This window comes from Streptomyces griseoruber (assembly GCF_001514205.1).
GTDB lineage: Bacteria > Actinomycetota > Actinomycetes > Streptomycetales > Streptomycetaceae > Streptomyces > Streptomyces griseoruber.
In genome coordinates this window covers 200,788-218,879 of the sequence record NZ_KQ948771.1, presented here as the reverse complement: position 1 = coordinate 218,879, position 18,092 = coordinate 200,788, and the positions used below count along the sequence as shown (strand labels likewise).

Sequence of the window (18,092 nt, the reverse complement as noted above, 5' to 3'; positions counted from 1 at the left end):
CCCGTGGACCTCGAAGCGAGGTGGTGACTGGCTACGTGCAAGAGTCCGGCGGATCGCGCGTTGATAGAACTCCTGTATCCATCCAACGAACATCAAAGTAGAGTGGTCGGAGTCAGGAACGATGAAGGAGAGGCCCATGCCTCGCGCGAACGAGCCCGGCCGGACCGTCAGCTCCCGACTGTGGGACCTGCTGTTCGCCTTCGACCCCGACCACACCGAGCTGAGCCTCGCCGACCTGGTCAGGCGTACCGGCATCCCGCACGCCACGGCGCGGCGCCTCACGCTCGAACTCGTGGAGGCCGGCGCGCTGGAGCGCACCAGCGACAACCGCTTCGCGATCGGCCTGCGGCTGTGGCGTCTCGGCACGCTCGCACCCCGCGCCGAGACGCTCCGCAGCGCCGCCCAGCCGTTCGTCGAGGACCTGTACACGGCTCTGCGCCAGCACGTGCAGCTGGCCGTCCTCCAGGGCGACCAGGCCGTGATCATCGAACGCCTCTCGGCAGTCAACGCCGTCGGGCTCACCTCGCAGGTCGGCGGCCATCTGCCGCTGCACTGCTCGGGTGTCGGCAAGGTGCTGCTGAGCCACAGCAGTCCGGAGTTCATCGACGAGGTACTGGCGGGCAGACTGCGGCGCTTCACTCCCAAGACGATCGTCGACCCGGCCGAACTCCGCCGCGAACTGGCGTCCTGTCGCTCGACCGGAACGGTCGTCGTCAAGGAGGAGCTCAGCGAAGGCGCCGAGTCGGTCGCGACCCGCATCGTCGACGGCAGCGGCAAGGTCGTCGCGGCGCTGTCCGTCGTGGTGGCCGCGGGCTCGATCAAACTGCAGGCGGCCGTTCCCTCGCTGGTCGCGAGCGGACTGGGGCTGTCCCGAAGTCTCGGCTGGCGGCCGGGCATTCCCATTCGTACGGCGTGACCTCGCGCGCGACGGGGCACCCGACGCGTCATACGGCAGGTTGCCGCCGGGAGAGCTGCATGTGGCCGAGCCGCCATCCCTCGTCGGTCGCGAACCACACCCGGGTGGCCACCGCCTGCACCAGGAACGGCGGCAGGTCGGGCACCCGCCGGATGCTCATCTTCTGAAAGCACGTCACGATCGCCCGCCCCTCTCGCTCCCGGCACTCCACCTCGCTGCTCTCGGCCTCAAGGGTGGCCCCCATCGACGCGTTGTAGGCGAGGAAGCGCTCGCGGTCGTGGACGTTGCCGACCGGCCCGTGCACGATCACGCACTCGGGGAGCATGAGCGCACGCTGCTCCTCGTCCCCTTTCGTGATCGCGACGAGCCACGCCGCCTCCGCCTCGGAGACCGTGTCCGGCCCGCAAAGGCCGTCCCTGCTGCCCGGCACCGACTGTGTGGTGGTCATGGTCCAACTCCTGTTCGAGTGGGTCGTGTGGTCGTTGTGCGTGGTACGCCGTGGCCCGCCGCGTGGCCGCTCCGGTGAAGGAGCGGTCGCGGCGGGCGGATCCGACTGTTCGACGAACCTGCTGCCCCCGTCCGGCGCCCGCAGGTTCGTCGGAGGGTCAGTCGTCGAGGGTGTGCGGGTCGTCCTCGAGATGAGCCGCCTCGACGCCACCGCGCGCACCCACGAGGAGGAGCGCCGCCGCCACGAGAGCAGCCACACCGCCGAGCGTGTAGGCGATGGAGTAACTGCTGCTCAGGGCGTCGAAAGCGACGTCCTTGAGCGGGTTGAAGGGCATGACCTTGCCATCCGGCAGCGGGATGGTGGCAGGCACCGAGTTGGCGCCGAGCGGGCCCGACTCCACGGCGTGAACCGCTGCTTCGAGCTGCGGCTTCTGATCCGCGGGGGCATGGGCCGCAGAGGCCTGAAAAGCCTCGTAAGCACTTCGCAGGCCGGCATTGTCGGCCAGTTCGCGGGCGATCTCCTTGGCCGCGTGACCCAGAGCGACGGCACCGACGATCGCGGGGGCGAGGGCGAACCCGAGGTCCCGGAACATACTGGTGACACCGCTCGCCATGCCGGCAAGACGGTTGGGCAACGTGTTCACCGCGACCGCACTGATGGACGCGATGGCGAGAGCCGAACCGACTCCGACGAAGACCAGCGGCACGACGATGGCGCCCAGGCCCCGGTCGCTCGCCGGAACCTGTGCGAACCACAGCCCGCCTGCACCCACCAGAACCAGGGCGGAGAAGAGCACCCACCGGGGGTTGTAGCGCTCCAGCAGCTTCGAGGTCAGGGGCAGCAGCACCAGCCCGATGCCTCCGAAGAAGAGGTAGGCGACGGAACTCCGCAGCGGGCTGAGACCCTGGATGGTGGTGAGCCGGATACTGGTGGAGTACATGATCGCCAGGAAGGCGAACATACCGATCAGGGTGACCACCGAGTTCATCGCGAACGCCCGGTTCTTGAACACACTCAGGTGAAGCAGCGGCTCGGCCACCCGGCTCTCGGCGAAGACGAACAGCACGAGGAAGACTGCCGCGACGACGAACGCGACGACGATCTCCGGGCTGCCCCAGCCACTCTCGGGGCCCTGGATCACGGCGTACATCAGGGCGAACAGACCCAGCGCGGCAGTGATCTGACCCGGCCAGTCGATGGAGCGCCCCTCGGGCGAGGCGGAGTTCTGGGCAACGGCCTGCGACAGGACCACGCTCGCGGCGGCGATGACAAGAACACCGACGAAGGCCCAGCGCCAGTTCGCGTTCCCGGCCCAGCCGCTTTCGATCTTCGCGGCCACACCGGCCAGCAGCGGGCCGAGGAAGCCGCCGACCGAAAGCGCGGTGGCCCAGATCGCCACGCCACGCGCACGGGTGGCCGTGGTGTGCGTACCGGCCGCCACCATGGCGAGGCTGGTCGGGAAGACTGCCGCGGCACCGATACCGCTGAGGAGCTGGGCGAGGATCAGCAACGTCACCCGGGTGTCGGTCGAGGATTCCGCACCCGGCACCAGGATCGCGAGAACCGAGCCTGCGGCGATGAGCGCGGCACCCCCGACGAGCAGGCGCTTGCGGCCGAACAGGTCACCGAACACGCCGAAGCCCAGTCCCAGCGCGGCCACGGGCAGCATGAACGCCTCGACGATCCAGGTCAGCTGGGCCGAGGAGGGCGCGAGATCCTGCTGGATCAGCCCGGTGATGAGCGAGGGGACGGAGAGAGCTATCTGCGCGAGACACACCGCGAGAACCACAGCGGCCAACGTGCCGGGCCGCAGGGTGTATCTGCCACCCTCGTCGCTTGCCTCACTGGGTGAATCGATCTGGACCATGGATGACTCCTCGCGCGCAGCGCGCTGCTGTCGGAACCGACGTTCGCCGCCGGACCTTGCTGGGGTGCTCGTGATCGGCCGTACGGCGACACCGCTGCCGAACCGCCCCGGGGCCTTCGCGGACCGCCTCCGCGTGGCTCTGCGACCAATGTGATTCAGGACGCTCGGCGTGGTGACCGACCCGTGCCGAGCAGCGACAACGTAGGAAGTGGCCGCCGTCATGCTCAATGGACATGTTCGTTGGACGGACAAGCCATCAGCGATCCATCAGTCTCGACGGGCGCTGCGTCGCAGGTCATGCGGCGAAGGCACCTGTCCTGTGGCGCCGTGCGCTCAGAGTGCGTGCCGGGCATCAGGGCGCAGGTGGGCACTTAGGACAGGCCGTCGGTCGACGAGGCCACTCGACCCGCCGGCCCCGGTCGGCGACAGCGCAGCGCGCAGTGATGGACGCAGCGCGGACGCTGTTCTCCGAGCGCGGCTACGAGAACACCGGCATCAATGACATCGTCCAGGCGTCGGGTGTGAGTGTCGGCAGTGTCTACCACCACTTCGGCGGCAAACTCGAAGTGTTCTCCGCTCCGACGAACGGGTTGTCGAGCATCCATGCGACCGCATCGGCCCGCACGGCGAAGCGGGCTGTCGGCGCCGAATCGGCCAGCCCCGCAACCATGTATCTCGCGGGGCGTATGCCTACCGCTTGAGCACGTGGAAAGAACGCGGTATCACCCGCATCATGATGGGCGATGACGGGCCGACCGGATTCTCTCCCGTGCGGCGGGAGGCGATGGAGCGGTGCAAGCGCGGCGCGGAAGGTCTCACCATCGGCACACCGCCGCTGCCGGACTCGACCGCGTTCGCGGTGACCGGGCTACTCCACACGTCGGCCCTGCAGATCGTGCAGGTCGAGAACCGCCGTACCGCCCAGCGGGTCGCGGACTGCTTCATCGATCTGCTCCTGTGCCTGTTCGACCCGGCCCCAGCGCTGGAGGAGCAGCCCGCACAGCAGAGCCGGCAGTGAAACAGGCATCGGCCGGTCACTGGAAGTCGCACCCTGGATCGGGAGCGTCCACCGTGAGCGGGGTGCCGGCCAGATCGACGTACAGCGCGTCGAGGACGACGAGGGTACTGCCCAGGTTCCGGCCGATGTGGACATGTTCCGGTCCGGCCGGTTCGGTGATGGTGTCACCCGAGGAATACACACCGTCGGTCGCGCAGTCCGCGTCCGAGTGGGTCAGCGTGCCCTCCCGCACGATCCCGTACACCGTCCCGGGGTGGTAGTGCCATCCGGTCGTGCCGCCGGGGCTGATCGTGATGCGCTTCAGTGTGTACGTCGTGCCGTCAACCGTCCGCTCGTAGAGGGTGGTTGACGAGACTCCCGAACTCGGAGTGGCATGGGACACCCCTGGTACCAGGACGAGGGGCAGGGCCGACATGCCTATGAGGGCTGCGCGAGGGGTTGAGCGCATGTGTGCTGCGGTCCTTTCGCGGTGTGCGGAGTCGGGTGCGGGTCAGCGGACCCGCCGGACTGAGGTGTGTGGGCGTGTGCGGTTGGATGCCGTACTTCGTCTCAGCGGCGTGTGCTGCCGCCGTCCGCGACGACGATCTGCCCCGTGATGAACGCGGCGTCCTCGGAGGCCAGGAACGCCACGACGCCCGAGACGTCGTCCGGCATCTGCACCCGCTGGATGTTCTGTGCCTGCACGGCCTGCTCGAAGAAGGCCTCGCTGGTGTTCTCCATGGCCGCGGCGGTCCGGACCAGACCCGCCGCCACGCCGTTGACGGTGATGCCGTGAGCGGCGAGGTTGGCGGCCAGGACGGAGGTGAGGCCGTTCAACGCGCCCTTGGCGGAGACGTAGGAGACGAAGGGCGGCGGCGCGGTCCAGTAGCTCGACGAGGTGATGTTGATGATCCGTCCCGACCGGGATCTCTTCAGGTCCGGAAGGAACGCCCTGGAAGCCAGGAAGGGGCCGTCCACGTTGACCGCGAAGGTGCGACGCCAGTCGTCGTAGGTCACGTGGTCGAGGTCGGCCAGCAGCACCACGGCCGCGTTGTTCACCAGGATGTCGGCGGAACCGAACTCGCCGCGGACCCTCGCGGCGAACCCGTTGATGGCCTCCTCGTCCGAGACGTCGACCTTGTCACTGAAGAACCGACGGCCTGTCTCCGTGACCAGTGCCCGCGTCTCGTCCGCCGCGTCGACGTCCGCGACCGCGATGTCCGCCCCCTCCGCCGCGAGCCTCCGGGCGATCTCCTGCCCGATGCCGGCACTGCCCCCGGTCACCACGGCGGTCCTGCCCGCCAGTCCTCCAGCCATGACTCATGTCTCCTCGGTCGGCGTTCGAACACAGCCAGAGCGGCCACGGCCCCATGGAGCGCTCGGTGCCGCAAGGCCCTCGCCCTCGGATTCTTGTGCTTCGAGGCTGCCGACGACTGCGGCTTGTTCGTTCAATGAACGCCCAGCACCAAGGGCTTCAGCCTGGAGCTGGACGATCTGAAGGCCTTCCGCACCTGGGGTTCGAAGACAGCGGGCAACCCGGTGCACCGGCACGCATGATCCGCTGCGACTGATGGAGCCGCTCACGCGGATGGTGATGACTCCGGCCAAGGGCACACAGCCCGGTGTCCGGTCACCCGCACATCAGGCACCGCCGCGCAAGCCCTCCGAGGCAAGCGCGGCCGCCGCACGAGCGAATTCTTGACGGAGCCGGTCCATGCCAATATCGGGGCCGAGCACCATGCGCCACAGCTGCGGCATGGCGACGCTCCAGTTCGCCAGGGCGAGAGGAGCCGTGGCCTGCGCGGAGAGCCGTCGTCAGGTAACAAGCGCACCCTGGGCGGCGTCCAGGGCGTCGAGCACGTCGTGGGCGGCCGCGCGGAGGGCGGCCTCGTCCGGCGTGGCGGAGGTTTCCAGGGCTGCCTTGATCGTGTGGGCGAGCAGGTCCGCCCGGCGGTCCGGGCGGAAGTCTTCGGCCGGGACCGCGATGCCTCCCGTGATGAATCCGGTCAGCACCGCGTCGATCGTATAGACCTGGTCGGCCGCCGGTGCCGTGACGGCCACGAGCCCGTGTGCGCGCCACACCTCGACGAGTCGGGCGAGCAGGATGTGGAAGCCAAGTTCCTGGATGACGGGACGGCCCGCCGGGGTGATGGCGAGCACGCCGAGGATCTCGCTGTCGCCGGCATGAATGGCCCGGGTGACGGGGTCGCGGGTCTGCTGCAGGAACACCTGCCGGACCACCTGGCTGGGCAGGGCCGCAGCGGGGTCTTCTCTGATTCCGGCGGCGAAGACGCCGAGCGCCTTGTGGAGTTCACGCCGCAGCAGTTCGGCGAACAGGAGCTGTTTCGTCTTCCAGTGAAGGTAGACGGTGCCTTTCCCGATACGGGCTCGGCGGGCGATCTCATCCACGGTGACCCGCTTGTAGCCCCAGGCCAGCAGCAGTTCGCGCGCGGCGGCCAGGATGCGCTCGGCGCGTTCGTGGTCGGCCTGCGGGACGGCGGCCGAGCGATCCAAGGTCATGAGCGCAGCATCCCACCCTCTTCACTGGATGACCAAATTTCGAATCTGGTCATCCAGTATCGATCAAGAGTATGGTCGGAGGCATGACCTCTTCGTCACTCCCCCCACAGGGCGCCCGCCGTGCCCTTGTCATCGGATCCGGCATCTCCGGCCTGGCCTCGGCTCTGAGCCTGCACCGGGCCGGCTGGAAGCCCCTCATCATCGAGCGGGCCCCCGAACGCCGCACCGGCGGCTACTTCGTCCGCTTCAACGGCCCGGGCTACACCGCCGCTGAACGCCTGGGCATTCTGGACTCGCTCCCGGACCGCCGCGACCCCGAAGGGCGCATGTTCGAAGTCGATTCCCGCGGCCGTCTCACCCCTGGCCTGACCTTTCCCGAACAGGCCAACGGCACCCCGCTGCGGATGCTGCTGCGCAGCGATCTGGAGCGCGTGTTGTACGAGGCTGTGCAGGACCTGGTGGAGATCCGTTACGGCACGGGGCCTGCGGCCATCACCCAGGACCGCGACCAGGTGACCGTGACCCTCACCGACGGGTCCGTGGAGAGCGCGGACCTGCTCATCGGCGCCGACGGTATCCACTCCACGGTCCGCTCCCTGGCCTTCGGCCCCGAGGACCTCTACCGCAAGGACTTCGACCACGTCGTGGCCGCCTGCGTCATGGACGGCCCGCTGCCCGGCATGCGCGATGGCGACTGCGCGGTCGCCACCGCCCCAGGGCGCTCCGCCTGGATCAACAGCTACCGCGACCACCCCCCGGTCGCCTTCCTGCTCTACCGCACGGACTGGCCCTCCGCCGAGATCCGCAAGAAGCCCTCGGTCGCCCTGCGCCAGGCCTTCGCTGGCTTCGGCGGCGACCTCGTGCCCGTCATGCTGGAGGCGATGGACCGCTCCGAGTCCGTCCTGTTCGACCAGGTGAGCCAGATCCACCTGAACCGCTGGAGCCAGGGCCGGGTGGTCCTGCTCGGCGACTCCGCCTGGTGCATGACCCTCCACTCCGGCCAGGGTTCCGGCATGGGCATCGCGGGCGCCGAACTGCTGGCCCGCCTGCTGACCGAACACGGCGACCTGCCCACCGCTCTGGGCAGCTGGGAACAGCAACTGCGGCCGTTCGTCACCCGCTATCAGAAGGAAGCGCTGCTGATGCGGCACTTCTTCATGCCTGCCAACCGCTTCGGCCGCCTCGCGCGCAGCACCCTGATCCGCGCCGTCTCCACCCCGGTCGGCGCCAGGCTCGGCAAAGCCCTGATGGGCTGACACCCACACAAGAACGAGGACATGCGATGACTCAGACAACCGCTACGGTGGTCGACCGCTACATCACGCTCGTGGACCGTGCCGTGCACGAACCGCAGGCACTGCAGGAGCTCGGATCGGTTTTCGCGCCTGGCGCCATCGTGCAGTTCGGCGACGTCCCACCGGTGACCGGTCTGGCCGACATCACCGAGTTCTACCGACGCTTCTACTCCGACATGGCCGACTGCAAGCACGTGTGGACCACCACGGCGCTCGACGAACGAACGCTCGAGGTCCGCTTCATAGCGGCGTGGCGCATGCTTGACGGCCAACTCGCTTCCCAGGGCGGCACCGAGCACGTGACCGTCGACGACAGCGGGTTGATCACGAACCTGCGGGTCCTCGGTCCCGAGACACAGGAGGCAGGATGACCTCGCTCCACCCCACCCTGATCAGCGCCGCCGACGACCTCGCCGCGACCGCTCCCGGCAAGAACGACTCCTGGTGGTTCGCCTCCAGGCTGCGCGACGACGACGGGAACATCTTCTGGGCGAAGATCCACGCGATGGACACGGACGGAGCCTGTCACGGCACGGTCGCGCTGCTGCGGGAAGCGGACGGGCACGCCGGCGACAAGCACACCGTCGAGCCCCTCCACGACGTGAAATTGTCCACGGACCAGCTCGACGTACAGACATCGATCCTGAGCCTGAGCGGAGACCTGGACGAACTCGAGATCTCAGGCGCGACGGACTCCGCGTCGATCCGGCTGGCGCTCCGACGGGAAGATCCGGTGCTCTTCAGCGGCGGCAGTGGCGTGTTCCCCTTCTTCGGCGGGACGACCGGGCAGTTCGCCCTGCCCGGCCTGATCGCCTCAGGAACCATCACCATCGAAGGGGTCACGCATCGGGTCACCGGGCATACGTGGTGCGACCGTCAGTGGCTTGGCGAGGTCAGCAGACCACTGCGCTTCCTGTGGCTCGGACTCGACCTCGGACGGGGCCGCTACCTCAGCGTCTGGGACACCGAGGGAGACGGCACATCCTGGCTCACGGCGCTGCGTGAGGACGGCTCACACCTGATCACGTCCGCTCGGCGAACCGACCGCGACGAGAACTGGATCCTGTCGATTCCCGGCCTCGACACCCGACTGGAGATCACCCCCCGCAGGCTCGACGGCACACAAGGCGCCAAGTCCCACGTGTGTTACGTGACCGGCACGTTCGAGGGGCACGAGATCACCGGGCACGGCTACGCCGACGTCGTCGGACGCTGAGGTTTCGGCCTAGCCCAGCCTGACGGAGTACCGAGACCGCTCGGCGCGGCCGATGCCCTCCCCATGGGCCGACTTTTGATACCGTGCCGGGCGGCCACCAGCTACTTCGAGACGTTGCGGGGGTGTGCTCGCGGCCGGGAGCACGACGGGCGACGATGCCGCCTTCGGCACCGAGGGCCGTACGCCCATCCCTTCATCGCGGCGACGAATCCCCCGCACCTGGCACACGAGTACTTCACCCGTAGGGGATTGCTGCGCCCCGGCGCAGGGGGGACAGCCCGCACCGACCGGGCGTCAGAGCAGGCTCACGCCGACCCCTGGAGCGACGTCGTGGCCAAGGACCCGTTCTTTCACGACCCGGTCGACATGCGGGGGTGGAGGCGCCGAGCCGGCTCCTGGGGGGGAGCCGGCGGCGGGGCGCCCGGCCGGGTCTACGCGTGGCGAGAATCTTGTTCGCCCACCCCGTCCGGCTGGGAAGTGTCCTTGCCTGCGGAGGCGGGGCGGGGGGTGGACTGGGCGTACCAGCTGGCAAGGATGCGCAGTTTCTCGAGGTCGTCGTCGGTCTTGCCGGCGTAGACGAAGAGGATCTGGTCAGGGTCGCCGGGCAGGGAGAGGGCTTCGTAGGTGATGTCGAGGCGCCCGACGACGGGATGGTTGAACCGTTTGCTGCCCCAGGTGCGTTCGACCACGGTCCGCTCGGCCCACCAGGTGCGGAACTCGGGGGACACCGAGCGAAGTTCGGCGACGAATTCGGCGATCCGCGGGTCGTTCGGGTTGCGGCCGGCCTCGGCGCGCAGCACGCCGACGACTTCGGAGGTGACCTGAGCCCAGTCGAGGTAGAGGGAGCGGGCGGCAGGGTCGAGGAGCATCCAGCGCAGCAGGTTGCGCTCGCCGGGCGGGCGATGGTTGAACGGGGTGAACAAGGCGTCGAGAAGGTCGTTGGAGGCCAGGACCTCGTTGCGGCGGCCGAGGACGAAGGCGGGCTGGTCGTGCAGCCCGGTCAGCATGCGCAGCAGAGCGGGCCGCACCTGCTGGGGCAGCGCCGGCTCGACGCTGCGGCGGGGCTGGGGGCGCAGCAGGTCGCGCAGGTACTGGGTCTCGGCTTGCGTGAGCTTCAGGGCCTCGGCGATGGAGAGGATGACGCCCTCCGAGGCACTGGTCAGCCGCCCTTGTTCCAGCCGGGTGTAGTAGTCCACGCTGACGCCGGCGAGCTGCGCGACCTCTTCGCGGCGCAGGCCAGGTACTCGCCGGCCCGGGTAGTTCGCCAGACCGACCTGGGAGGGACGGACCGCGTCACGCCGGGCGCGCAGAAATTTCTTGATCTCCTCGGCATTGTTCGCCATGAGAACCAGTCTTCCCCGGCCCGCGGCGGCGATCCACCGGGTGGGGGGGAAGGTTCTTCCCCGGCAGCAATGGCCCCCACAGGTGGCTTGGCCCCGGCTCCCCGGCGTGCATGAATGGTGGCGCGGCCATCGCAGTGACCTTCAAGAGGTCCGCGGCCCGCCTGCCGTGTGCGAGGCACAGGCGGAGCGGGCGCCGCTTCACCCTGTACGCAGCACCCCTGTCGCCGTCACCCCGTTGTGATCGCCGTAGGAGGGGTGCGCCCGTTCCGAGGAGATCCGCTTGATGACTGCTCAGCAGAAGGTCTGGTTCATCACCGGCTGCTCGACCGGCTTCGGCCGCGCTCTGGCCCAAGAGGTTCTCGCCGCCGGCCACAAGGCGGTCGTCACCGCCCGCAACGTCGCTCAGGTCAAGGATCTTGTCGAGGGCAACGACCAGGCGCTCGCCCTGCCCCTCGACGTCACCGACGCCGCCCAGGTGAGGGAGGCCGTCGAGGCCGCCGTAGAGTACTTCGGCGGCATCGACGTGCTGGTCAACAACGCCGGCATCGGCTACTTCGCCGCCGTGGAGGAGGCAACCGACGACGAGATCCGCCGGATCTTCGACATCAACGTCTTCGGCCTGTCCGACCTCATCCGCGCCGTCCTCCCTGGCATGCGTGCGCGCCGCTCGGGAACGATCGTGAACTTCTCCTCCATCGGAGGACTGCGCGCCTTCCCGGCCGTCGGCTACTACGCCGCCACCAAGTTCGCCGTCGAGGGCCTGACCGACGCCCTGCGCCAGGAGGTCGCCCCGCTGGGCATCACCACGCTGCTCGTGGAGCCCGGCCCCTTTCGCACCGACTGGGCAGGCCGGTCCGCCAACGAGACGCTGCCGGGGCGGGAGATCGCCGACTACGCCGACACGGTCGGCGCGGCGCGTGCCGGGTTCCGCGCGGACACCGGCAAGGAGCCAGGCGACCCCCGCGCCGCCGCCCGGGCGATCATCACCGCCCTCGCCGCCGACGCCCACCCCCAGCGCCTGCCGCTGGGTGCCCCGGCGTACAGCATGGCGATCGAGCAGTTGGAGTCGATGCTCGCCGAGATCCGAGCGAACGAGGCACTGACGAAGTCGGCCGACTTCGACGCCCCCGCCGCCTGACTCCCGCCTGGAGGGCCGGCCGGTGACGGCGTCGCCTGGCCCCTCACCGGCCGGCCACCTCAAGAGGAGAACCCGGAGGGCTTCCTGCAGATGGTCCTTGATTTCGACACCCGCGCACGCACCGCCTGAATACCGAAACACAGAAGAAGAGAGCCGCCAGGCTGACAGCCACGCCAACCACCTTCAGGGCCGCGTCAGGGTCATCTCCGGCGCGTCCTCCGGCATCGGCGCGGCCACGGCCCGCGCTCTGGCCGCTCGGGGCGCCCGCGTCGTCCTCGCCGCCCGCAACGCCGACAAGCTCAACACACTGGTCACCGAGATCCGCGACGCGGGCGGCACCGCGACCACTCGCGTCACCGACGTCACCCGCCGCGACGACGTCGAGGGTCTGATGGATTTCGCCGCCACTGAGTACGGCCCCGTCGAGCACCTGGTCAACAACGCGGGCCTGATGCTCTTCTCCAAGTGGTCCGACCGCGCCGTCGACGACTGGGACAATATGCTCGACACCAACCTCCGCGGCTACGTGCACGCCATCAGTGCCGTGCTGCCCGGCATGATCGCCCGCCAGTCCGGCCACATCCTCAACCTCAGCTCCGTGGCCGGTATCCGTGTCGGGGACGCCAGCGGCGTCTACAGCGCCACCAAGTTCTTCATCCGCGGCATCACCCACGGCATCCAGGTCTCCATGATCAGCCCCGGTGTCATCGACACCGGCTGGGCCGACAAGGTCTCCAACGCCGAGGGCAAGCAGATCGCCCACGACCTCAGCGAGGGTGCCATCCACCAGGACCGCGTGGCCGACGCCGTCGTCTACGCCCTCGACCAGCCCATCGAAGTCACCGTCAACGACATCGTCATCCACCCCCCGCCAGGACTGGTAACCCACCCCCAGGCCCGTAGCGACCCCACACTCCCCCACGGTGGTCGGCCACCGGACGCCCACCAGCACACGGAAACGGAGCACCTCTCATGAGCAGCACCTCCTCCCGCCGCCCACTCGCCCTGGTGACCGGGGCCTCCGCGGGCATCGGCTACGAACTCGCGAAGCTGTTCGCCATCAACGGCTTCGACCTGATCGCCACCGGCCGCAGCGAGCACACCGACCAGGCAGCAGCCGACCTGGCACGGCACGGCGTCCACGTCACACCCGTGCGCGCCGACCTCTCCCAGAGCGAGGGCGTCGAGACGGTGTGGCGGGCGGTGCAGAAGACCGGCCGACCGCTCGACGCCGCGGTCCTCAACGCCGGCCGCAGCATCGGCGGCGCCTTCCTCGACACCGACCTCGACGACGAACTCTCCCTGATCCAGCTGAACGTGGCCTCCGTCGTCCACCTGGCCAAGCACGTCGCCCGGCACATGGCCGACAACGGCCGCGGACGCATCCTGATCACCTCATCGCTGTCGGCGACCCTGCCCACCCCCTACGAGACCGTGTACGGGCCCTCCCGCGCCTTCACCCGCATGTTCGCCCTCGGCCTGCGCGAGGAGCTCAAGGAACACGGCGTCACCGTCACCTGCCTCATGCCCGGAGCCACCGACAGCAACTTCCACGCCAGCGCCGGCATGAACAACACCGCCTTCGGCCCCGGCATGAAGAAGAACAGCCGAAAGGAAGTCGCCCGCCAGGGCTTCCTCGCCCTGATGAAGGGGCGTGCCGAGGTCGTCGGCGGCGACACCGCCACCAAGCGCACCGCCATCGAACACCGCTTCCTGCCCGAGACCTACAAAGCCGCCCGCCACGCCACCAAGGCCAAGCCGCGCCCGGAACACTAGGCACCCCTCGAACTCCTGGCTCGGAGGATCACGAGCTGAGTGCCGTCCCCTACGGTTCAGGGTCTGGGTCGGCTCACGGTCGGCTTCGCGAGACGCTTCCTGGTCCTTGTCCCGTTCCCCCCGTTGCCCCACCGGCTCGCGGTTCCATCGGCGCGCTGAGCGCGAACCGAGTCGCAGGAACGGTCCAGCGGCGCGAACGCGACATCGTTAAACGCTCGAGACCGGCCGAGTCCACGCGACGAAGCAGACCAGCCCCGACGGATTCCACCTGGACATCATCGTGGGGACCAACAAGTTGCAGGCGACCAGCACGCTGACCACCACCGTTGGCGGGCCGCGCCTACACGCGGCCCGCCAGCGGAATGCAACCTGCCAGTGTGTTGCATAGGAAGCGGAGAGCGGACCCCGGCAGAGCCGACAAGCGCACAAGCCTTGTCGTTCACGTGGGCCGGAGGCTCCGCTGTCCGGCAACTTGGTATCAAGCGAGATCGTATTGGCCGCAGGCCGTTCACACCCGGTATGAGCAGCGACGATGTGCACGGCGCTGGGAAGAAAACGCTGCTCCGGCAAGATCGGCGCGGACTGAAATCGGGTTTCTCACCGCTGCTCAATGCGCGCATCGGTGGGAGACTGACTTTGCGATGGAGGATTTCGGCACGGTTCCTTGGGGTGCAGCCGCTGATACGTCATACGCGGCTGTGGCGCTGACGGACGCCGAAGGAGTGGTGATCGGCTGGGGTCCGGAGTCCCGGGTGCCGCTCGGCCTTTCTCGCACCGAAATCGAAGGGCGCCCGGTGCAGGACTTGCTGCGCCGGGACGACGCCGCGACCTTGCAGCGCGTGCTTGCGCGTCAGGCGAGTTGGAGAGGTCGGCTCGCGTTCCTGCGTAATGACGGACAAGTCCTGGAGCTGGTACTTCGGGCGCAGCCGATGCCGTCGGGGAGGGGGGAGCTGCGCTGGATTCTGACGATGACCCGGCCCGGCGAGCCGATGGGGTCGGAAGGCGATCAGACCCTCGCAGACCGGGCTTTCACTCAGTGCCCGGTCGTCCAGGTGATCTACGACACGGAACTCCGTTTCGCACGGGTCAATGCTGCCGCCGGCCGCCGGTTCGCCGCCACGGAGGAAGAACTGCGGGGTCGTCTGGTCTCCGATGTCTTCTCGGCGCCGGTCTACGCGGCATTCCAGCGACATCTGCGTCAAGTGATCGAGACCGGGGAGCCGGTGCACTACGAGGGCTATTACAGCGTCCCGGGCGTCATTCACGAGCGCCCCTGGGCGCATGAGATAGGGCCTGTCAGGGACGCTTCTGGGCGCCTGTGCGGTGCGATCGTCACAACCTACGAGAGCAGCGAACAGTACTGGGGCCGACGGCGGTGGTCTCTGTTGAACGAGGCGGCCACCCGTATCGGCACCAGCCTGGACGTGTCACAGACCGCTCAGGAGCTCGCCGAGACGATCACCCCACAACTGGCCGACTTCGTCACCGTCGATCTCCTCGATTCGGTGCTCCAGGGGACGGATCCCGCTCTGCGGCATGATCACTCGCCGCTCGCGCTGCGCCGTGTCGCACAATCCTCGACCACTGAGGGCTCTCCGGAGGCCGCGGTCGCCGTCGGCGAGTCCACCGCTCAGACGGCGGACTCGCCCTACACACGCTGTCTGGCCACGGGAGGAGCGATTCTGGCGAGAGCTGGAGACCTCGCATGGGAACGGTGGCTCGCGGACGACAGCGTTCGTAGGGCCCGCGTGCAGGAGTTCGGGTTCCATTCGACGCTGGCGGTACCGCTGCGTTCTCGTGGTACGACGCTGGGTGTCCTCTCCCTGCTACGTCGCCTGCACCCTGAGCATCCCTTCGACAGGGACGACGCGGTCCTTGTGGAAGAGCTTGCCGCAAGGGCGGCGGTGTCCATCGACAACGCCCTGCGCTATACCCGTGAGCACGCCACAGCCTTGACACTCCAGCACAACCTGCTGCCCCAGCGGCTTCGAGAACAACCTGCTGTGGAATTCGCCTCCCGCTACCTGCCCGCAGACTCCCCCCTGGGCGTGGGCGGCGACTGGTTCGACGTCATTCCTCTCTCCGGCGCGCGGGTCGCCCTGGTCGTAGGTGACGTCGTCGGGCACGGGCTTCAGGCCTCCGCCACGATGGGACGCCTGCGGGCCGCTGTACGCACACTCGCCGATGTGGACCTCGGCCCGGATGAGCTGCTCACCCGCCTCGACGATCTGGTGATCCGCCTGTCCGTCGATTCCGAAGGCGTAAGCGGCCAAGGAATCGACGGTGACGTCGGTGCGACCTGTATGTACGCCGTGTACGACCCCGTCTCGCTGCACTGCAGCATCGCCCGTGCCGGACACCCGTTGCCTGCCATCGTGCTCCCGGACGCTACGGTCGAATTCCCCGAGATACCGGCCGGGCCGCCCCTCGGATTGGGCAGCCTGCCCTTCGAGTGCGCCGAATTCGACCTGCCGGCCGGCAGTCTCCTCGCCCTGTACACCGACGGCCTCATCGAATCCCGGGCCCATGACATCTCTGTCGGCCTGGATACGCTGCGCGAGGCTCTGGGAGCTTCGCACCGCTCGCTGGAATCCAAGTGCGACGCCATCATGGACGCACTCGTCCCCAAAGCACCCGACGACGATGTCGCTCTGCTCCTTGCCCGCACCCGGGCCTTCGACGGCGACCACGTCGCCACCTGGGACCTGGCGAGCGACCCGGTGGCCGTAGCTCCCACGCGTGCTGACGCGCGCCGGCAACTCACCGCCTGGCGACTGAGCGATCTCGCGTTCACCACCGAGCTCGTAGTGAGCGAACTGGTCACCAATGCCATCCGCTACGGCACCCCTCCCATCCGGCTTCGGCTCATCCGTGACAGCGCGCTCGTCATCGAAGTCACCGACGGGAGCAGCACCGCTCCTCATCTCAGACACGCCCGCGCCTTCGACGAGGGCGGACGAGGCCTGCTCCTGGTCGCCCAGATGGCACAACGCTGGGGCACACGCCACACAAACAGCGGCAAGACCATCTGGGCCGAACTACCGCTCAGCCAGTAATCCTCTAGTGAGGCCCGGCCGGACCAGCTCGCGTCGCATGGGCCTGCTGGAGGAGCGGGAACCCGCCCCGCAGAGGGGCGCTCGAACGCGAGGGCGAGGCAGGGGCGGGCAGGGGCGCGACATCAGATGGCCGGCTCGGTCTTCCGAGCGTGGCGGCCGGCACGTACCGGCGCGGCGACGCTCTGGCGCTTCCGCGAGAACAGGACCGCCAGGCCTGACAGGGTGCACGGGACCGCGCCGAAGAGAAACGCGGCGGTGGCCCAGGTGCCGTGGTTGCTCAGCAGCGTGGCTGCCAGGGCGGAGGAGAGGATCGCCCCGATCGGACCGACCGCCGCGACGAAGGCGGCGCCGCGGCCTCGGATACGCGTCTCGTAACTCTCGCCCACGAAGAAGAGGACGCACGAGTAGGGACCGATCAGGAAGAAGGTCCCGATGCTGTAGAGCGCGACGACGGTCCAGAAGTTGCTGGGCCCGTAGATCATTGCGGTGAAGACGAGGCCTCCGGTGACCCAGCCGGCGGCGATGACGTTGCGCCTGCCGAACCGGTCCCCCAGGAATCCGTGGGTGAGGTAGCCCAAGTAGGCGATGACGTTGGACATCAGCAGGATGACCAGCGAGTTCGTGAACGACACATGGTGCACGTTGATGAGTACGGTGGTGCCCAGGACGCTGAAGACCTGTACGGGGAAGTAGTTGAGGATGTGTCCGAGCCCCAGGGAGAGCGTGGTACGCAGGCCGCTGCCGCGCAAGATGTCGGCCAGGGTGCTGCGGGTCTCGGACTCTTCGACGCCCAGGGTGACCGCGAGTTGTTCGGCTTCGCGGCGTGCGCCGAGGGACTGCAGCTGTCGCAGCTTCTGCACGGTCTCGAACTGCGGGGACTCCCGCAGCTTGCGTGCGAGGAGCGCGATGACCAGAGACGGAACCGCAGCGAACAGGAAGCACCCGGCCCAACCGATGATCGGCAGCATCACTGCCGTCAGTGCGGCGGCCAGGATCGCTCCGACCGGCCAACCGCCCTGTACCAGGGAGTAGATGAAGCCCTGACGTTTCTTGATTCGCGGATCGTCCGAGGCCCCATAGAGTTCGCTGAGGTAGGCGCCGTTGACACCCTGCTCGGACAGGCCCAGGCCGCTGAGGGAACGGATGGCGACCAGCCCCCAGGCCGGCACGACACCTGCCAGAGCTGTGAGGGCCGAGGCGACACCGGCTCCGGCCGTGGTGACGGCCACGCCGGCCTTCCGGCCGAACTTGTCGACGACCGGCCCGGCCAGCAGGCCGAGCACGACTGCGCCGATGGACATCCAGGTGACGAGAGTGGCCTGCTCGGCCGAGTCCAAGCCCTGGTCCTTGCCTATCTCCGGCAGCAGAATGCCGAAGAGAATGAAGTCGTAGACCGCGAACGCCCAGGCCAGGAAGGCCAGCACGGTGGCGTAGGTGATCTGTCGATTGGTGACGGGCCGAGGCCGCCAGCTGTTCTCGCTCTGGATCGTCATCGACCCACCTCCAGGGGGTTAGCTACC

Annotated in this window: 17 protein-coding genes and 1 pseudogene; 11 read left to right on the top strand and 7 right to left on the bottom strand. The window is 68.5% G+C overall.

Features of this window, described 5'->3' with window-relative positions; all coding sequences use genetic code 11:
• The first annotated feature begins 136 nt into the window (after positions 1-136).
• Positions 137-916 carry an IclR family transcriptional regulator gene (locus tag AQJ64_RS23335; RefSeq protein WP_055633605.1) on the top strand — a complete coding sequence of 260 codons (780 nt, stop codon included), beginning with the start codon at positions 137-139 and terminating at the stop codon, positions 914-916.
• 28 nt (positions 917-944) lie between these two features.
• Here the strand turns inward: AQJ64_RS23335 and AQJ64_RS23330 are convergent, their stop codons facing one another.
• The gene (locus tag AQJ64_RS23330) at positions 945-1,364 is read right to left on the bottom strand and encodes a nuclear transport factor 2 family protein (protein ID WP_055633604.1); all 420 of its coding nucleotides are present in this window, start codon (positions 1,362-1,364) and stop codon (positions 945-947) included.
• Positions 1,365-1,521: 157 nt separating this feature from the next.
• Positions 1,522-3,231 carry an MFS transporter gene (locus tag AQJ64_RS23325; RefSeq protein ID WP_063788704.1) on the bottom strand — a complete coding sequence of 570 codons (1,710 nt, stop codon included), beginning with the start codon at positions 3,229-3,231 and terminating at the stop codon, positions 1,522-1,524.
• Positions 3,232-3,674: 443 nt separating this feature from the next.
• Here AQJ64_RS23325 and AQJ64_RS49200 point away from each other — a divergent pair, with 443 nt between their 5' ends.
• Positions 3,675-3,932, top strand: coding sequence for a helix-turn-helix domain-containing protein (locus AQJ64_RS49200; RefSeq protein WP_157880904.1), 258 nt, complete (start codon positions 3,675-3,677; stop codon positions 3,930-3,932).
• Positions 3,929-4,249 carry a hypothetical protein gene (locus AQJ64_RS23315; protein WP_157880903.1) on the top strand — a complete coding sequence of 107 codons (321 nt, stop codon included), beginning with the start codon at positions 3,929-3,931 and terminating at the stop codon, positions 4,247-4,249. Before AQJ64_RS49200 ends, AQJ64_RS23315 begins: the two co-directional genes overlap by 4 nt.
• 16 nt (positions 4,250-4,265) lie before the next feature.
• Here AQJ64_RS23315 and AQJ64_RS23310 read toward each other — a convergent pair whose 3' ends face one another.
• Positions 4,266-4,697, bottom strand: a complete 432-nt coding sequence (locus AQJ64_RS23310; RefSeq protein ID WP_055633601.1) for a cupin domain-containing protein — start codon at positions 4,695-4,697, stop codon at positions 4,266-4,268.
• Positions 4,698-4,798: 101 nt separating this feature from the next.
• Positions 4,799-5,545, bottom strand: coding sequence for an SDR family NAD(P)-dependent oxidoreductase (locus AQJ64_RS23305; RefSeq protein ID WP_206189681.1), 747 nt, complete (start codon positions 5,543-5,545; stop codon positions 4,799-4,801).
• Between the two features lie 153 nt (positions 5,546-5,698).
• Between AQJ64_RS23305 and AQJ64_RS48240 the strand changes: the two are divergent.
• A pseudogene (locus AQJ64_RS48240) lies at positions 5,699-5,779 on the top strand (hypothetical protein); the annotation flags it as partial.
• A gap of 264 nt (positions 5,780-6,043) precedes the next feature.
• Here AQJ64_RS48240 and AQJ64_RS23300 read toward each other — a convergent pair.
• Positions 6,044-6,748, bottom strand: a complete 705-nt coding sequence (locus AQJ64_RS23300; RefSeq protein ID WP_055633600.1) for a TetR/AcrR family transcriptional regulator — start codon at positions 6,746-6,748, stop codon at positions 6,044-6,046.
• An 83-nt stretch (positions 6,749-6,831) separates the two neighbouring features.
• Between AQJ64_RS23300 and AQJ64_RS23295 the strand changes: the two genes are divergently transcribed.
• The 3 genes from AQJ64_RS23295 to AQJ64_RS23285 are packed head-to-tail and all read left to right on the top strand — an operon-like array spanning position 6,832 to position 9,259.
• Positions 6,832-8,004, top strand: a complete 1,173-nt coding sequence (locus AQJ64_RS23295; RefSeq protein WP_055633608.1) for an FAD-dependent monooxygenase — start codon at positions 6,832-6,834, stop codon at positions 8,002-8,004.
• Between the two features lie 47 nt (positions 8,005-8,051).
• Entirely contained in the window at positions 8,052-8,414 is a 363-nt protein-coding gene (locus tag AQJ64_RS23290) for a nuclear transport factor 2 family protein (RefSeq protein WP_240512588.1), read from the top strand.
• On the top strand, positions 8,411-9,259 hold the full coding sequence (locus tag AQJ64_RS23285) for a lipocalin-like domain-containing protein (protein ID WP_055633598.1): 849 nt from the start codon (positions 8,411-8,413) through the stop codon (positions 9,257-9,259). The genes AQJ64_RS23290 and AQJ64_RS23285 overlap by 4 nt, the downstream gene beginning before the upstream one ends.
• 431 nt (positions 9,260-9,690) lie before the next feature.
• On the opposite strand, the gene AQJ64_RS23280 is transcribed toward AQJ64_RS23285, so the two are convergent.
• Positions 9,691-10,602, bottom strand: coding sequence for a helix-turn-helix transcriptional regulator (locus tag AQJ64_RS23280; protein ID WP_055633597.1), 912 nt, complete (start codon positions 10,600-10,602; stop codon positions 9,691-9,693).
• Positions 10,603-10,885: 283 nt separating this feature from the next.
• On the opposite strand from AQJ64_RS23280, the gene AQJ64_RS23275 reads away from it, so the two are divergent.
• From AQJ64_RS23275 to AQJ64_RS23260, 4 genes are all read left to right on the top strand, one after another.
• Positions 10,886-11,740, top strand: coding sequence for an oxidoreductase (locus tag AQJ64_RS23275; protein ID WP_055633596.1), 855 nt, complete (start codon positions 10,886-10,888; stop codon positions 11,738-11,740).
• Between the two features lie 97 nt (positions 11,741-11,837).
• Positions 11,838-12,716: an SDR family oxidoreductase gene (locus tag AQJ64_RS23270; protein WP_244902685.1), complete on the top strand. Its 879-nt coding sequence runs from the start codon at positions 11,838-11,840 to the stop codon at positions 12,714-12,716.
• Positions 12,713-13,516: an SDR family NAD(P)-dependent oxidoreductase gene (locus tag AQJ64_RS23265; RefSeq protein ID WP_055632780.1), complete on the top strand. Its 804-nt coding sequence runs from the start codon at positions 12,713-12,715 to the stop codon at positions 13,514-13,516. Before AQJ64_RS23270 ends, AQJ64_RS23265 begins: the two co-directional genes overlap by 4 nt.
• Positions 13,517-14,157: 641 nt before the next feature.
• Positions 14,158-16,572, top strand: a complete 2,415-nt coding sequence (locus AQJ64_RS23260; RefSeq protein ID WP_055632779.1) for a SpoIIE family protein phosphatase — start codon at positions 14,158-14,160, stop codon at positions 16,570-16,572.
• A gap of 122 nt (positions 16,573-16,694) precedes the next feature.
• On the opposite strand, the gene AQJ64_RS23255 is transcribed toward AQJ64_RS23260, so the two are convergent.
• Complete coding sequence (locus tag AQJ64_RS23255; protein WP_055632778.1) at positions 16,695-18,065, bottom strand: MFS transporter; 1,371 nt, start codon at positions 18,063-18,065, stop codon at positions 16,695-16,697.
• Positions 18,066-18,092: the final 27 nt, after the last annotated feature.

Coding starts and splice junctions, on each gene's coding strand:
- AQJ64_RS23335 (WP_055633605.1), top strand. CDS start 137: ATGCCTCGCGCGAACGAGCCCGGCCGGACCGTCAGCTCCCGACTGTGG.
- AQJ64_RS23330 (WP_055633604.1), bottom strand. CDS start 1,364: ATGACCACCACACAGTCGGTGCCGGGCAGCAGGGACGGCCTTTGCGGG.
- AQJ64_RS23325 (WP_063788704.1), bottom strand. CDS start 3,231: ATGGTCCAGATCGATTCACCCAGTGAGGCAAGCGACGAGGGTGGCAGA.
- AQJ64_RS49200 (WP_157880904.1), top strand. CDS start 3,675: ATGGACGCAGCGCGGACGCTGTTCTCCGAGCGCGGCTACGAGAACACC.
- AQJ64_RS23310 (WP_055633601.1), bottom strand. CDS start 4,697: ATGCGCTCAACCCCTCGCGCAGCCCTCATAGGCATGTCGGCCCTGCCC.
- AQJ64_RS23305 (WP_206189681.1), bottom strand. CDS start 5,545: ATGGCTGGAGGACTGGCGGGCAGGACCGCCGTGGTGACCGGGGGCAGT.
- AQJ64_RS23300 (WP_055633600.1), bottom strand. CDS start 6,748: ATGACCTTGGATCGCTCGGCCGCCGTCCCGCAGGCCGACCACGAACGC.
- AQJ64_RS23295 (WP_055633608.1), top strand. CDS start 6,832: ATGACCTCTTCGTCACTCCCCCCACAGGGCGCCCGCCGTGCCCTTGTC.
- AQJ64_RS23285 (WP_055633598.1), top strand. CDS start 8,411: ATGACCTCGCTCCACCCCACCCTGATCAGCGCCGCCGACGACCTCGCC.
- AQJ64_RS23280 (WP_055633597.1), bottom strand. CDS start 10,602: ATGGCGAACAATGCCGAGGAGATCAAGAAATTTCTGCGCGCCCGGCGT.
- AQJ64_RS23275 (WP_055633596.1), top strand. CDS start 10,886: ATGACTGCTCAGCAGAAGGTCTGGTTCATCACCGGCTGCTCGACCGGC.
- AQJ64_RS23265 (WP_055632780.1), top strand. CDS start 12,713: ATGAGCAGCACCTCCTCCCGCCGCCCACTCGCCCTGGTGACCGGGGCC.
- AQJ64_RS23260 (WP_055632779.1), top strand. CDS start 14,158: ATGGAGGATTTCGGCACGGTTCCTTGGGGTGCAGCCGCTGATACGTCA.
- AQJ64_RS23255 (WP_055632778.1), bottom strand. CDS start 18,065: ATGACGATCCAGAGCGAGAACAGCTGGCGGCCTCGGCCCGTCACCAAT.